The 14,520-nt window shown below is 58.0% G+C and carries 11 protein-coding genes; 8 read left to right on the forward strand and 3 right to left on the reverse strand.

Translation table 11 applies throughout. From position 1 onward, the window contains the following. Window positions 1-90: 90 nt before the first annotated feature. The 3 genes from NG99_RS25605 (at window position 91) to NG99_RS25615 (ending at window position 2,438) form a co-directional block, all read left to right on the forward strand. Window positions 91-801, forward strand: a complete 711-nt coding sequence (locus NG99_RS25605; protein ID WP_034899324.1) for a TerC family protein — start codon at window positions 91-93, stop codon at window positions 799-801. Between the two features lie 170 nt (window positions 802-971). After that, window positions 972-1,187: a YgdI/YgdR family lipoprotein gene (locus tag NG99_RS25610; protein ID WP_034899325.1), complete on the forward strand. Its 216-nt coding sequence runs from the start codon at window positions 972-974 to the stop codon at window positions 1,185-1,187. A gap of 210 nt (window positions 1,188-1,397) precedes the next feature. After that, the gene (locus NG99_RS25615) at window positions 1,398-2,438 is read left to right on the forward strand and encodes an NADP(H)-dependent aldo-keto reductase (RefSeq protein WP_034899327.1); all 1,041 of its coding nucleotides are present in this window, start codon (window positions 1,398-1,400) and stop codon (window positions 2,436-2,438) included. A gap of 66 nt (window positions 2,439-2,504) precedes the next feature. Here the strand turns inward: NG99_RS25615 and lplT are convergent, their stop codons facing one another. Together lplT and aas are read right to left on the reverse strand one after the other, a co-directional pair. Next, window positions 2,505-3,719 (reverse strand): lysophospholipid transporter LplT, encoded by a 1,215-nt coding sequence (lplT, locus tag NG99_RS25620; RefSeq protein ID WP_034899328.1) that lies wholly within the window; start codon window positions 3,717-3,719, stop codon window positions 2,505-2,507. Then, window positions 3,712-5,871, reverse strand: coding sequence for a bifunctional acyl-ACP--phospholipid O-acyltransferase/long-chain-fatty-acid--ACP ligase (gene aas / locus NG99_RS25625; RefSeq protein ID WP_034899330.1), 2,160 nt, complete (start codon window positions 5,869-5,871; stop codon window positions 3,712-3,714). The genes lplT and aas overlap by 8 nt, the downstream gene beginning before the upstream one ends. A gap of 613 nt (window positions 5,872-6,484) precedes the next feature. On the opposite strand from aas, the gene NG99_RS25630 reads away from it, so the two are divergent. From NG99_RS25630 to NG99_RS25650, 5 genes are all read left to right on the forward strand, one after another. Beyond that, window positions 6,485-7,459: a sugar ABC transporter substrate-binding protein gene (locus NG99_RS25630; protein ID WP_034899333.1), complete on the forward strand. Its 975-nt coding sequence runs from the start codon at window positions 6,485-6,487 to the stop codon at window positions 7,457-7,459. A gap of 2 nt (window positions 7,460-7,461) precedes the next feature. After that, complete coding sequence (locus NG99_RS25635) at window positions 7,462-8,955, forward strand: sugar ABC transporter ATP-binding protein (RefSeq protein WP_034899335.1); 1,494 nt, start codon at window positions 7,462-7,464, stop codon at window positions 8,953-8,955. A 36-nt stretch (window positions 8,956-8,991) separates the two neighbouring features. Beyond that, window positions 8,992-10,002, forward strand: a complete 1,011-nt coding sequence (locus tag NG99_RS25640) for an ABC transporter permease (protein ID WP_052130885.1) — start codon at window positions 8,992-8,994, stop codon at window positions 10,000-10,002. Between the two features lie 9 nt (window positions 10,003-10,011). Continuing rightward, window positions 10,012-12,129, forward strand: a complete 2,118-nt coding sequence (locus NG99_RS25645; protein WP_052130886.1) for a N,N-dimethylformamidase beta subunit family domain-containing protein — start codon at window positions 10,012-10,014, stop codon at window positions 12,127-12,129. 65 nt (window positions 12,130-12,194) lie between these two features. After that, window positions 12,195-13,061, forward strand: coding sequence for a MarR family winged helix-turn-helix transcriptional regulator (locus NG99_RS25650; protein ID WP_034899336.1), 867 nt, complete (start codon window positions 12,195-12,197; stop codon window positions 13,059-13,061). A gap of 51 nt (window positions 13,062-13,112) precedes the next feature. On the opposite strand, the gene NG99_RS25655 is transcribed toward NG99_RS25650, so the two are convergent. Beyond that, entirely contained in the window at window positions 13,113-14,519 is a 1,407-nt protein-coding gene (locus NG99_RS25655) for an efflux transporter outer membrane subunit (protein ID WP_157032718.1), read from the reverse strand. Between the last annotated feature and the right edge of the window lies 1 nt (window position 14,520).

Genomic DNA, 14,520 nt, shown 5'->3' on the forward strand with positions numbered 1-14,520 from the left:
TCTCAACGCTTCAGCCTGGTAAGAGATAGCGAGTTGCCGGAGGGTTGAGTATAATCCCCGTTTACCTTTCGTTTAGGATGCGATGTTAGTATGTTCGATTGGATTGCAGATCCCAATGCCTGGCTGGCGTTGGGCACGCTGACGATTTTGGAGATCGTCCTCGGTATTGATAATATTATTTTCCTCTCTCTGGTTGTCGCCAAACTCCCTAAACATCAGCAAAACGCGGCGCGCCGTCTGGGCCTCGCCGGAGCGATGTTGATGCGTCTGGGGCTGTTAGCTTCGATAGCCTGGGTGATTCGCCTCACCACGCCGCTGTTCACCCTGATGGACCACAGCTTTTCTGCCCGCGATCTGATCCTGCTATTCGGCGGCCTGTTTCTGCTGTGGAAATCCAGTATGGAAATTCATGAAACCATTGAAGGCGGGGACGAAGAACATAAAACTAACGTCCATTCGTTTATTGGCGCCATCGTGCAGATTATGCTGCTGGATATTATCTTCAGCCTGGACTCGGTGATTACCGCCGTTGGCCTCTCCGACCATCTGATTATTATGATGGCTGCGGTGGTCATTGCGGTCGGAGTAATGATGTTTGCCGCCAAATCGATTGGCGATTTTGTTGAGCGCCATCCTTCCGTCAAAATGCTGGCGCTGGCTTTCCTTATTTTAGTCGGCTTTACGCTGATACTGGAAAGCTTCAATGTGCATGTTCCTAAAGGCTATATTTATTTCGCCATGTTCTTCTCGATGGCCGTGGAATGCCTCAATTTGCTGCGCAATAAAAAGAATTCAGCCTGATCGGTTGCTGGCCGGAAATGGCGGCCAGCACAGTTCGTGTAATATCAATTTACTATTATTGTCAATGGCGGGCCGTGCTCGCCGCACATTTTCGGAGTTGTAGTGCTGCACCTTAAGCCGAAATGCGTTATTACTACTCTAACCAGTTTCGGGTCTCAAGGGAGCAAAATATGAAGTATGTGTTAGGCGCGGCAGCGCTGGTATTAGCCACCCTGGTCAGCGGGTGCAGCAGCAATTATGTCATGGCGACCAGGGATGGAAAGATGATCATGACCAAGGGCAAACCTGAAATAGATAAAGAGACTGGCCTGGTGAAATATACCGACCGCTCGGGCCACGAGCTGCAAATCAACGGCGATGAGGTTTCCTCCATCGTTGAACGCTAGTTTTACCGCCCGTTAGCTCAACTCACGCCACCCGTTTGCTATCAGTGGGTGGCTAAGTCCGCACTTCCCGATAAATCCCCTCTTCCCCCTTCAGCAAACGGCAGCTATAGTCAAATGCCGGACCACAGTTCGCACCACGGGGCTATGCACCTCATTGCAGGGCGTTCTTCAGGTTCCAGACCTTTTAATAATGAAAAAGGAAGCCGGCAAATGCACTATCACCGTATCCCCCACAGCACCCTGGAAATCAGTAGCCTGGGGTTGGGAACCATGACGTTTGGTGAGCAGAACAGCGAAGCCGACGCCCACGCGCAGTTAGATTTAGCGCTCAATTCCGGTATTAACCTTATTGATACCGCGGAAATGTATCCGGTGCCCCCGCGCCCGGAAACCCAGGGTTTGACCGAAAAATACATTGGCAGCTGGCTGAAAGCTCGCGGCAACCGTGAAAAAATCATTCTTGCTTCTAAAGTCGCCGGGCCGGTACGCGGCGCGGACGCGTCGATTCGCCCCGGTCAGGCTTTAGACCGCAAGAATATCCGCGAAGCGCTGGAAGCCAGCCTGAAGCGTCTGAATACCGACTATCTGGATTTATACCAGCTGCACTGGCCGCAGCGACAGACCAACTATTTCGGCAAGCTGAGCTATGAGTACAGCGACGCGACCTCGACAGTCACTCTGCTGGAGACGCTGGAAGCGCTGAACGAGCAGGTCCGCGCCGGAAAGATCCGCTATATCGGCGTCTCCAACGAAACGCCTTACGGCGTGATGCGCTACCTGCAGCTGGCGGAAAAACATGAGCTGCCGCGCATTGTCAGCATTCAAAACCCCTACAGCCTGCTGAACCGCAGCTTCGAGGTGGGCCTGTCGGAGATCAGCCATCATGAAGGCGTTGAGCTGCTGGCCTATTCAAGCCTGGCGTTCGGTACGCTAAGCGGCAAATACCTGAACGGCGCGAAGCCGGCAGGCGCGCGTAATACGCTGTTCAGCCGCTTTACCCGTTACAGCGGCGAGCAGGCCCAGCTGGCGATTGCTGAATATGTCGCGCTGGCGAACAGGCACGGGCTGGACCCGTCGCAGATGGCGCTGGCCTTCGTGCGCCAGCAGCCGTTTGTCGCCAGTACCCTGCTGGGCGCCACCACGCTGGAGCAGCTGAAAATTAATATCGACAGCTATAACCTGACGCTGAATGACGAGGTGGTACAGGAGCTGGAAGCGATTCATCGTCGCTACACCTTCCCTTCCCCATAATGCTGAAGTGCTGATATCAGCAGCGACGCCGTAAAACCGCTACGGCGTCGCTGACTGCTGCCTGGCTTATATTTCACCCTTCCGGTTACGCTTCTGCGCCAGCTGCCAGCCCCAGAGCACGGCAATCGCCAGGGCAAACAGGGCACCAAACCCGACGCCGGTCGCCACTGGCGGCGCACCCAGACTGATGGCTACGGAGTAAAGGCCGAGCATCAGCAGCATCGCGCCGTTCTCGCCAAGGTTCTGAACCGCAATCGCATTGCCCGCGCCAACGCTCTCCTTGCCCCGCATTTGCAACAGAGCATTAAGCGGCACGACAAAAAAGCCGCCCAACATGCCGAGAACGATAAGCAGCGCGTAAGCGCCCGTGGCGGTGTGTTGCAGCGAGAAAAGCACCACGGCAACGCCAATCAGCACTCCCGCAGGCATACAGCGGCCGACGTTTTTGAGTGTGACCAGCTTCGCGGCGGCCCCGGCACCAAAAACAATCCCGATAGCCACCATCGCATTCAGCAACGTAGGCGTTTTGTTATCCGTAATGCCCAGAGCGACCGGCACCCAGAGCACCAGCAGGAAGCGCAGCGTCACGCCTGCGCCCCAGAACAGGCTGGTGCCGACCAGCGAGAAGCGGGTTTCGCCATCCCGCCACAGTACGCGACAGGCGCTGAAAAAACTGGCTGACATCCGGCCCGGATGCCACGGCTGGCCGGGCCTTGCCGCGCTGAGCACTGGGATCAGCATATTGGCTGCCACCGCCAGGCCATAGGCCACCACGCAGGCGATCAGCGCAGCCAGCAGGTTCCAGTCCGCCAGCACGCCGCCAGCGATAGATCCCAGCAGGATCGCGGCAATGGTAGAAGACTCCATCAGGCCGTTGGCTTTGACCAGCGTCTCACCGCCTGAAATTTCGCCGAGGATGCCATATTTAGCCGGCGAGTAGGCTGCGGCCCCCACCCCGACCAGGCTGTAGCCGATAAACGGATTGAAGCCAAAGCAGATGACCAGCGCGCCGAGCAGCTTCAGGCCGTTGGCAAACATCATCACCCGCCCTTTGGCAAAGCTGTCGGCGACCTGCCCCACAAATGGAGCCAGAATAATGTAGGTGGCGACGAACACCATTTGCAGCACCGGCTGGCTCCAGTCCGGGTACACCTGCTGCTTCAGCACCGCCAGGGTGGCAAACAGCAGCGCATTGTCCCCGAACGCCGAGAGGAACTGCGCGGCAATCACCGCCAGCATCCCTTTTGATAGCAGTTTCTGAGCGCTGTCGGCACTACTCATTGTTGTTCTCCGGGTTTTCCGCCATAGCGCGCAGGGTAACGAAATCAGGCTTGCCGCTCCCCAACAGCGGAAGCTGCTTGAGGAAACGAATATCTCTCGGCACCGCCAGCTCCGGACTGCCCAGCTCGCGGGCGGCCTTTTGCAGCTGCTCGCGGCTCAGCTCACCGTCGGTAGTGAACAGCACCAGCGCCTCACCACGGTTGCCGTCCGGCTTCATTGAGGCGGCGTGCTGTTTCTCAGCAGACGCTTTCAGGGCAATCTGCTCTACCGTTTCCAGCGAAACCATTTCCCCGGCGATTTTGGCAAAGCGCTTTACGCGGCCCTGAATCTGGCAAAAACCGTGCTCATCAAAACTGACGATATCGCCGGTATCGTACCAGCCAGGCTCCATCAGCCCTTCGCCGTTATCGGCCTCGGGCGCTTCAAGCACCCCAGGCTTTTCTACCCGCAGATAGCCTTTCATAATATTCGGCCCGCGCAGTTGCAGCAGGCCGCCCTGCTCGATACCCGGCACGGAGATCAGGCGAGAATCCATTCCCGGCAGAATACGCCCGACGGTATGGTTCTTCGCGGCCATAGGCACGTTAATAGCCACCACCGGCGCGCACTCCGTCACGCCGTAGCCTTCCAGAATGCGAATACCAAATTTATCCATCCACGCCTGACGGGTGCCCTCCTGGAGTTTTTCGGCTCCGGCCACCACGTAGCGCAGGCGGGCGAAATCATAAGGGTTGGCAAAGCGGGCATAGTTGCCAAGGAAGGTGGACGTGCCGAACAGCACCGTGCAGTTGCGGTCATAGACCAGCTCCGGCACGATGCGATAGTGGAGCGGGCTGGGATAGAGGAAAACCTGCGCGCCGGTCATCAGCGGCGTGAAAAGCCCAACGGTCAGGCCAAAGGCGTGGAACAGCGGCAGCGCAGACATAAAGCGATCGCGCGGGGTGAAATCCGCCACGGTGCGGATCTGCTCAACGTTAGCCAGCAAACTTTTATGCGAGTGCACCACGCCTTTCGGATGTCCTTCCGAGCCGGAGGTAAACAGCACCATCGCGGCATCCTCCGGCTGCTGGCGCACCTCGGCCAGACGAGGCATCATCAGATGACCGAGGATCCACAGCTTGTCCTTAGCGGTCACCGTATCCTTTAAATCCTCCAGGAAAACCCACTTCACCTGGCCTATCTCTTCCGGCAGATGCCAGAGTTTGCCCTTGTCCAGAAACTGGCGGGAGGTAAAGACCGTTTTGACTTCGGCCGCTTTGAGCGCGCTGCTCACCCCTTTTACCCCAGCGGTATAGTTCAGCATTGCCGGAATGCGCCCGCGCAGAGAGGCCCCAAGGATCGCCGCCGCCGTCACCGTAGCGTTGGGCAGCAGCAGGCCGATATATTCACCCGGAGCGGTATAGCGCTCCAGAATCCTACCAACGCCAAGGGATTTTTTTAGCAGGCCGGTGTAGCTGTCCGGCTGAAAGTTGACGTCCTCAATACAGGGTTTGAAATAACCATAGCGCAGGCGGGCCGAGAGAAACGCCTGATATAAGGTTTCCCTCGGGCGCACCGCCATGCGGGCTTCCATCATAATATGGTGCAGATGCTCACCCGCCAGCTTGCGGCGGTCGCGCGCCTTCGGCGCTTCCGGCATCGGAATATGGGTTGAGGGCAGCACGGTGAGGGTAATGCGCGGGAACAGACGGCGCTTGAACACGCCAGCCAGGCGACCGAAAGGTGAAAACTCAGCGCCTTCAATGCGCAGAGGCACTACGGTAGCCTGAGATTTAGCCGCCACAAATCCGGCGCCGTCGTAAATTTTCATTAGTGAACCGGTGACGGTAATGCGCCCTTCCGGGAATATCACCACCGGACGACCCTGCCCAATCATCTTGACCAGATGCTTCACTGACATTGGCTTGGTGGGGTCCAGCGGCACAAAATCAATGATCTTGCGCAGATGCCGCATATACCAACTTTCGCTGATAGAAGAGTAGACGGCAAATACCGGCTTCACCGGCAGGAAGAGAGCCAGCAGCACGCCATCCAGAAACGACATGTGGTTAGGGACGATCAGGACTTTTTCTTTATATAAACCAGAAAGATCGCCGTTCAGGCTGGTGCGAAAGCAGACGAGAAACAGCAGACGGAAAAAAGAAAGCAACATGCCAACTCCTTAGCATAAAAAAGTTGCTATAACGATGCAATATATGGGGACACAACTCAATCCTTAGCGGCTGATTAACGCTGAATTAAGCATAAAAAAGTCCGGTTCCGGGGCTGGCGCGAAAAATCAGGCAGGCAGTCCGGCCGTCATATGAATTTAATGTGACGTCCCTCTCATTTACATTATCACTTGCCCCCCGCAAGTTGGCGATTCAGCCAGGCAAAAGACAATAACCCCTTAATTTACCGCTGATATCGTTTCTGCTCCTCACTGCCGCCGCGCTTCTGCTGGCGTAAGCCCGTATTTTGCTGACAACTCTTTTACTTATCTCTGCCGCTCAGGCACGGCAGCACGCAAAACAACAAAGACAGTCCAGCATGAATAATTGCGCTAAAAAATCGCCATCAGACAACACTTATCGTTACATAACCGACAAAATAAGCAGCAATAACTCTTAAAATGCATTTTTCACATTGCAATACTGGTCAATTTTCGACTTATTTACATGCTACACGTTCTAGTTTACCTTCATTTAAACCTGAGCAAAGAGAGGAAGAAATCTCTCCACCTGCGGCCAGGATCATAAAAACCAAACATCTTCTGGAGCATTGCTATGACATCCATTTTTCAACATCGGGGATCTTTTGTCGCTGCTGGCCTGCTGGCCGTCGGCCTCGCTTTCAGTGGGGCAACGCTTGCCGCAAGCTGCGATAAAACCTGGACCATCGGCTTTAGCCATCCGGTGGGTGAGTCGCAGTTTGCCATTGCATTAAAGAAAAAAGTGGTCGCCGCCGGGGAGAAAAACGGCTGCGTGAAGGTCCTGCTGGATAACACCCACCAGAGCAATCTTGAATCGCAGCGCGCCACGCTGGAGAGCTGGGTAACTCGCCGCGTGGACGCCATTGTGGTGCTGCCGGTCGAGGCGACGGCGCTGGAGGGATTGCGCATTCAGGCCCAGAAGAAAGGGATGAAGTGGCTGACCTATGCCGGGGCGACGAAAGGCTCCGATGGTTCGGTGGGGTTTGATAACGTGCAGAGCGGGGATCTGGTCGCTAAGGATGCGCTTGAATGGGTGAAAAAACGCTATCCGGACGGAAAAATCAGCGCCGCAGTGACCACGCTCACCCCGCTCAAAGGCTTCGCGGGCCGCTGGGATGAACCGCTGAAGCAGTTTAAAGCGGCTGGCCTGCCGGTCGTCTCGCAGCAGGATTGCGCAAGCCAGGCCTGTGGCCTGCAAATCGCCGAAGATGCTCTTCGTCAGCACCCTGACCTGCGCGTCTTTATCGGCATCAACGATGACGCCGCGCTGGGTGCGCTGCGGGCCTTTAAAAATGCCGGAATCAAGCCAGAAGACGCCTATATTGCCGGACAGGATGGCACGGTTGAAGGTCTGGAAGCGGTCAAACAGGGCGGTGCCTACCGCGCTTCCGCAGCCATTCTGCTGGACGATCTTGCCCAGTCGATTATTGACAACTCCCTGGCGGCGATTACCGGTAAAGGCCGCACCAATTACGAAACCGCCGTTGAGCTGGGCACCTTGCGTAACCCTCAGCGCCTTGATGCCCTGATTGCGCAATATAAGGACTGAGTATGAGTCTCGATCTGACCACGAAGGGCTTGAGTATTCGTCAGCTTCGTAAGTCTTTCGACGCGCAGGAAGTGCTAAAAGGCATCGACCTGGATTTGCAGGCGGGTGAAGTCCATGCGCTGCTCGGCCCCAATGGGGCCGGGAAGTCCACCCTGCTGGGCTGCCTGAGCGGCGCGGTCACGCCGGATTCGGGGGAAATGGTCATTGGCGATACCGCCTATAAGCACTTCACCCCCACCTCGGCTTTTGAAGCGGGTATGGCCAGCATTTATCAACATTTTCAGCTCATTGGCTCGCTGAGCGTCAGCGACAATATTTTTCTGGTCAATGAACTGCGCACGCGGTTTGGCACCACCCGCCAGCGCGCGCAGAGAAACCGCAGCGTGGAGCTGCTGGAATCCCTAGGCGTGGAGGTTGACCCGAATAGCCTGGTTGAAGAACTCAGCGTGGGCGAGCAGCAGACGGTCGAAATTGCCCGCGCGCTGCTGAAAGAGCCCTCGGTATTGATCCTGGATGAACCGACCGCGGCACTGAGCGAGAACGAAGTCACCGCGCTGTTAGAACTGGTTCGCAGGCTGGCGCAGGATCATGGCCTGATTGTCATTTACGTTACCCACCTGCTTCGCGAAGTACTGGAGGTGGCGGATAAGGTTACGGTGCTGCGCGATGGTAACGTTTTGTGGACCAGGGAGATCAACGAATTGAACCTTGCCGATCTGGTTCACGCTATTTCGCCGGAAAGCAGCTTTGTTCGCGAGCGGCACAGTAAACAGATCGGTCCCCCTCTTATTACCCTGGAGCAGTACCGCTCATCCTGGACCGGGCCTGTCGATTTGACACTCCATCAGGGAGAAATCGTTGGCGTGTTCGGCCTGCTCGGCTCAGGAAGAACCGATCTGCTGGAGGGGCTGGCCGGGGTAAAAACGGCGCGAGGGAAGCTGACCTTGAATCAGCGCAATATTCTCAGCCATTCGCCGCAGAAGGCGCGCCAGCAGGGAATTGTGCTGGTCGCTTCCGATCGCAAAGAGCAGTCGCTGTTTGGCAGCATGAGCGCCTGTGAAAACCTGCTCCTCCCGCACTATTCGACCCTTTCGCGCCCCTGGCGGCCGCTCGGCAAAGAGAAGGCGATTTTCCAGCGGCTGGCAAAGCGCGTGAGCCTGAAGCCTGCCGATCCTCACCGCGAAGGCGCCAATTTCTCCGGCGGCAACGCGCAGAAGCTGATGGTTGGCCGCTGGATGACCGACATCGACAGCAGCCATTTGCTGTTGCTGGATGAGCCGACCCAGGGCGTGGACGTTGGCGCAAGGCAGGAGCTTTACGGCCTGATACGCGACTATGCGGCACAGCCTGAACACGCGGTCATTTTTGCCTCCAGCGATCCTGAAGAAATTGTCGCGCTGGCCGATCGCGTCATCGTACTGGTCGAGGGGGAAGTGGTCAGCATCGTCGATCCCTCGATTGGTGAAGAGAAGCTGATAGCCCTGGCGCACGGCTAATCGTGCATTATTTCCCTCTGTTTATGGCGATACATTATGTCTGAAACGTTTAAAAAGACCCAGCGCGCCTCGCTGAAGCGCAGCGAACTCCGCTCCTCCGGCGGCCTGAAAAGCCTGGGACTGCTGATCACCCGCTGGATCCTGCCGGTTGCTACCGTACTATTGATGGCCTGGTTTTCCTGGCAGACCCCGGTTTTCTTCACCGCCGATAACCTGCTGGCCATCGCCACGCAAAATGCTCCGACGTTTATCGTCGCCTCGATCTTCGCCATGCTGATGATGGCGGGCTATGTCGATCTTTCGGTGGGTTCCGTGCTGGCTCTGGTAGGCGTCTCGGCAGGACTGGCGCTGAACCAGTGGGGGCTGGTTCCCGGCATCCTCGTTGGTCTGGCCGTTGGCATTGCCGCCGGTTTGCTGAACGGCGTGCTGATCGGGCTGCTCTCCTTTTCTCCAATTGTGGTGACGCTTGGCGGTCTGGCGGCGGCGCGAGGCCTGGCGCAGTACCTGGGCCAGGGGTCCATTTATGGCTTCCCTGACGCCTTCGCAAATTTTGGTTCCGACAGCACGCTCGGCCTGCCAAACCTGGTCATTGTCGCCCTGCTTATTTGTCTGATTAGCGTGATTGCCACCACCTGCTTCCCGATTGGCCGACAAATCATCGCCATCGGCGTGAACGCCAGGGCGGCCTTCCTGATCGGCATCCGCGTGCGGCTGGTGGTCACCCTGCTCTATGCCCTGACCGGGCTGGCGGTGGGCATCGCAGGCCTGCTGCAAATTGCGCGCCTGAACAGTGCGCCCTCCGGCACGCTCGGAGATGGTTTTGAGGTCATTATCCTGACTGCCGTACTGCTGGGCGGCGTGCCGTTTACCGGCGGCAAGGGCACCATCTGGCGCGTACTGGTTGGCGTATGGCTGATTGGCACGCTGCGCAATGGTCTGATTTTACTTGATATTGGCACCGAGCTGAGCGGCATTATCACCGGCGGCGTGCTGGTGATGGCCGCCGCGCTGGAAGCCGTTCGCTACTATATCCACAAGTCGAAATAAGGAAGCGCTATGTATCTGATTGGCTATCTCTCTGCCCTGAGCTGCCGCGCCGGAGAAAGCGTGGACGTGATGATCGGCAGCAGCGTCAGCGACGTGTCCGTAGACGTAGTACGGCTGATCCACGGCGATGATAACCCCCTGGGACCAGGGTTTATTTATCAACCCGTTGACCAGATCGCCGTTCAGCAGGTTCACGCCAGCGAACAGCAAACGCCGATCGGCTCCTGGGCCGTCAGCCAGAAAGCGATTCACCTTCCGTCTGCGTCCTCTTTGCAACTTTCGCTTTCAGTGTGGCCCACCCTGCCCCCAGCGCAGGGGTTGCAAGGCATTGTCAGCCTGCCGGGTCTTGATCTTCTCCTTGCCCTGGACAGTGAAAGCAGGCTGGTGTTTAGCTGCGAGGGGCAGACATTATTAACCACGCCTCCGGTTCCGCTCCGGCAGTGGCGGCATATTGCGCTTGAGCTGAGCGCGGAAAAAAGCTGGATTAGCCTGAATGATAACGACGAACTGCCGCTGTACTTTACCGGGCCAGGCAGAGAGGCGGCCGGATCAAGCGAAGTGCTTATTGCGGCCATATCGGTTAAGAAACACGGCGAGCAGCATTTCCCCGAGGGCGTTTATAACGGCAAGATTGCCCGACCGCTGTTAGCCGTCGACGGTCAGCCGCTTGCCAGTTGGGCATTTGAAAACGCAATGAGCACGCAGTCCGTTGCAGATATCAGTGGCAATGGCTGCGACCTGAAGCTGGTCAATGCGCCAACCAGGGCGATGACCGGGCCGGACTGGCGCAATGATGTTCATGACTGGAAGCAAGAACCGTCCCAGTACGACGCCATTCATTTTCACGACGACGACCTCGCCGACGCCTGCTGGCCGGTAACCACCAGCGTCACCCTGCCGGAGTCTTTGCCGAGCGGCGCCTATGCCGTGCGGCTCAGGGCGAACGGGCTGAATGATGACTATATTCCGCTGGTGATTCGCCCTCCGCTGGGTAAACCTTCGGGGGCCAGAATTGCGATGGTGATGGCTACCTATACCTATATTGCCTATGCCAATGAGCATCTGACGGAGGGCGATTTCGAGCAGGGCAGCGAAATTCCTGTCGAAACCGGTAACTGGGAAGATTTAGTCGCCCTTCATCAGGAGTGGGGTAAAAGCCACTACGACCTGCATAACGACGGCTCCGGCGTGGCCTATTCAAGCTCGCTGCGTCCGATCCCCAATATGCGGCCTGACTACCGTTTTTGGGGATTTCATGCTCCCCGGCGGTTCTCCGCCGATCTCTATATGGTGTGGTTCCTGACGCAAAGGGACGAGCCGTTTGATGTCATCACCGAGCACGATCTTCACGCGGAAAGCGCCAGCGTGCTAAAAAATTATCAGACCGTGATCACCGGCAGCCACCCGGAATATTACAGCGCCCCGATGCTGGATGCCTTCGAACAGCATGTGAAAGACGGCGGTGGCCTGATGTATCTGGGCGGAGACGGTTTTTACTGGGTGACCACGCCCTTCGACGGCTTACCGCATCTGCTTGAGGTGCGTAAATCAGAGGGATTACGCCACTGGGACGCCGAGCCGGGAGAACGTTACCATGCCAGCACTGGCGAGCTGGGCGGTATCTGGCGCAGCCGCGGACGCAGCGCGCACCGGCTGTTTGGCGTGGGGATGGGCGCGCACGGTTGGGATAATAAAGCCCCCGGATACCGCCGCAGCGAGCGCTCCTATCAGCCCGATGCCGCCTGGGTCTTTGCCGGAATCGAAGAGCAGGTGGTGGGCGATTTCGGCCTGATTATGAATGGCACCAGCGGCGATGAAATCGATCGGGCCGATGTTCACTACGGCACGCCCGCCGATGCCATCATCCTTGCCACCTCGGAGCCGCACAGCGAATGGTATGTCCCGGTTCCTGAAGATGTGACAACGGTATCGAACCAGCTCAACGCGCGATATAATCGCAACGTTCGTTCCGATATGGTACTGGTGGAACACAGCGGCGGCGGCGCGGTATTTTCGGTAGGCTCGATCATTTTTACCGGCGCGCTGCCGGTGAACAACGGGGATAACAATATCGCCCGCCTGCTGGAGAATATTATTCACAACTTTACCGCCAGACAGAAACAATAATAACGCCTCCGCGATCGGGAGAATAGCGAGACGCGCCGCAGCCTATGAAGACTAAATGGACAACCATGTTAACCAGCTCCGGCTTTGCTCTGGCGACAGCCGATCAGGTCAGCACGGCGCTGTGGCGCAATACCATCAACAATCGGTTTACGCAGCCGCAGTTTCTGGCGCTGAATGGCCTGCTGTATAAGCCGGGCATCGGCCACTATGAGCTGGCCGATCGCACCGGCGTCGATCGCGCGACGATTGGCCCAATCCTTAAGCGCCTGACGGAGCAGTCGCTGGTTGAGCGCCGCAAAGACCCGGCTGATTCACGCCGCTCCATGCTGTTTCTCTCAGCGGAAGCCGTCATGCTGCTCGCCGAAATGGCGTCGCTGGTGGAAACCGTTGATCGCCAGCTGATGGCCCCGCTCAGCGCTGCCGAACAGGCCGCGCTGGTGCAAAGCTGGGCGATGCTGAGCGAAGAAAGTCCGCTTCAGGAGATGGCGGAATTTGAGGAGAGCGCGGAGAATCCGGTTATTCCACCGTTAACCCACTACCCGTGGTTTTTTCTCCGCCAGGCCTGCCGGAATTACCGTCGCCTGTGGCGCGAACGCGTCGATGAAAATATCAGCACCTCGCTTTTCACCCTGATGGAGGTTGTTTCCCTCTCGCCAGGCATTGATATTCGTACCGCAGCACAGATGGCTTCCATCGAAGAGAGCAATGCGGTGAGGATCGTCATGCGCATGGTGCGCACCCGAATCATGTCCGATCCGCGCGATCCTAACGACGCCCGCCGCTCGCTGCTGTCGCTAACCGGAAACGGCCAGGCTATTTTCGAGCAGCTACAGGCGCGGCTTCCCCTGGTCCAGCGTGGATTAACCCAGAAGCTGCCGCCCGTGGCGGTTGAAGAGTTTCACCGGTTGACCCGGCTAGTGGCCCGGCTGTAACCAGCGCGCCATGCCCTTAAGCGCGGCCATCCCCTGCCGCACGGTTAAAAACTAAAGCGACGTCGCGTTCCAGCCGCCGCCCAGCGCGGCGATCAGCTCCACGCTGGCAATCCATTGCGTGCTTTGCAGCGTCAGCAGGCTTTGCTGTGAGCTGAGGCTGGTGTTCTCGGTGGTGGCAACGTCAAGGTAGTCAATCATCCCGGCCTGATACTGGTTGTAGGTCACACGAGCAGACTCCTTCGCCGCCTCCGTCGCCCGCTGCTGAGCCAGCATCTCATCCTGTAGGGTGTTCAGCTCAACCAGATAGTTCTCCACTTCCTGGAAACCGTTCAGCACCGCCTGGCGGTAGCTGGCCACGTCAGCATCATACGCGGCGCGGGCCTGCTCGACTTTGGCCGAGGTGGCGCCGAAGTCCAGCAGCGTGCCGCTCAGCTCCGGTCCCAGCGACCAGACGCGGTTCGGCAGGGAAATCAGGTTGTGGAATGTCGAACTGGAAAAGCCGCCGGTGGCGCTGAGCGTCAGGTCCGGGTAATAACCGGCGATCGCGACGCCAACGGCCGCATTCGCCGCGGCGACGTTGCGTTCTGCGTAGGCGATGTCCGGTCGACGCTGCAACAGTTCAGACGGCAGCGCGGTGGGGATTGCGGGGAGCGTTGCCGTCAGCGGCGCGGCCGCCAGACTGAACTCCGCCGGCGTTTTGCCCACCAGCATGGCGATGGCGTGTTCCGTCTGCGCCCGCTGCCAGCTGAGATCCAGCGCCGACGCGCGGGCGCTCTCCAGCTGCGCCTGCGCCTGCGCCAGGGTGGCGCGGGATTCGCTGCCCGCCTGATATTTGTTGTTGATCACCGTCAGATAGCGCTGATAGGCCTGCACGCTCTGCTGATAAAGGGCGATCTGCTGATCCATAATACGCAGTTGAAAATAGTCCTGCGCCAGCTCTGACTGCGCGCTGAGGGTGATATTCGCCAGCTCGGCGGCGCTGGCCTGCGCGCTGGCCTTGTTCTCCTCCAGCGTGCGGCGCAGCTTGCCCCAGATATCCAGTTCCCAGCTGGCGCTCGCCTCCAGAGAGTGGCTGTTGCTGACCGTCCGTCCGCTGCCGGTGGTACTGCTGCCCGCGCTGCCGCTACGGGTGGAAGCGCCGGTTCCCGTTACGCTGGGGAACAGGTCGGAACGTGACTCGGAAACCAGCGCCTTCGCCTGGCGATACTGCGCCTCATACTGCGCCACATTCTGGTTGGACACCGAAACCTGCCGCAGCAGCCCGGCCAGCGTTTCGTCATGGTATACCGCCCACCATTCGCCCTTGGCATCGGCATCCTGGGGCTTAGCCTGCTGCCACCCTTTGGCTTCTTTGTACTGGCTGGGTACGGCAGCCTCAGGACGGTGATAATCAGGGCCGACGGCGCAGCCGCTAAGCAGCAGAGCCAGCAAAACAGGGGTCAGTTTAGTCATTTTCATC

The sequence above is a fragment of the Erwinia typographi genome (assembly GCF_000773975.1).
GTDB lineage: Bacteria > Pseudomonadota > Gammaproteobacteria > Enterobacterales > Enterobacteriaceae > Erwinia > Erwinia typographi.

Bases quoted from the DNA above. Each gene is read 5' to 3' on its own strand.
- NG99_RS25605 (WP_034899324.1), top strand. From the start codon at position 91: ATGTTCGATTGGATTGCAGATCCCAATGCCTGGCTGGCGTTGGGCACG.
- NG99_RS25610 (WP_034899325.1), top strand. From the start codon at position 972: ATGAAGTATGTGTTAGGCGCGGCAGCGCTGGTATTAGCCACCCTGGTC.
- NG99_RS25615 (WP_034899327.1), top strand. From the start codon at position 1,398: ATGCACTATCACCGTATCCCCCACAGCACCCTGGAAATCAGTAGCCTG.
- lplT (WP_034899328.1), bottom strand. From the start codon at position 3,719: ATGAGTAGTGCCGACAGCGCTCAGAAACTGCTATCAAAAGGGATGCTG.
- aas (WP_034899330.1), bottom strand. From the start codon at position 5,871: ATGTTGCTTTCTTTTTTCCGTCTGCTGTTTCTCGTCTGCTTTCGCACC.
- NG99_RS25630 (WP_034899333.1), top strand. From the start codon at position 6,485: ATGACATCCATTTTTCAACATCGGGGATCTTTTGTCGCTGCTGGCCTG.
- NG99_RS25635 (WP_034899335.1), top strand. From the start codon at position 7,462: ATGAGTCTCGATCTGACCACGAAGGGCTTGAGTATTCGTCAGCTTCGT.
- NG99_RS25640 (WP_052130885.1), top strand. From the start codon at position 8,992: ATGTCTGAAACGTTTAAAAAGACCCAGCGCGCCTCGCTGAAGCGCAGC.
- NG99_RS25645 (WP_052130886.1), top strand. From the start codon at position 10,012: ATGTATCTGATTGGCTATCTCTCTGCCCTGAGCTGCCGCGCCGGAGAA.
- NG99_RS25650 (WP_034899336.1), top strand. From the start codon at position 12,195: ATGTTAACCAGCTCCGGCTTTGCTCTGGCGACAGCCGATCAGGTCAGC.
- NG99_RS25655 (WP_157032718.1), bottom strand. From the start codon at position 14,519: ATGAAAATGACTAAACTGACCCCTGTTTTGCTGGCTCTGCTGCTTAGC.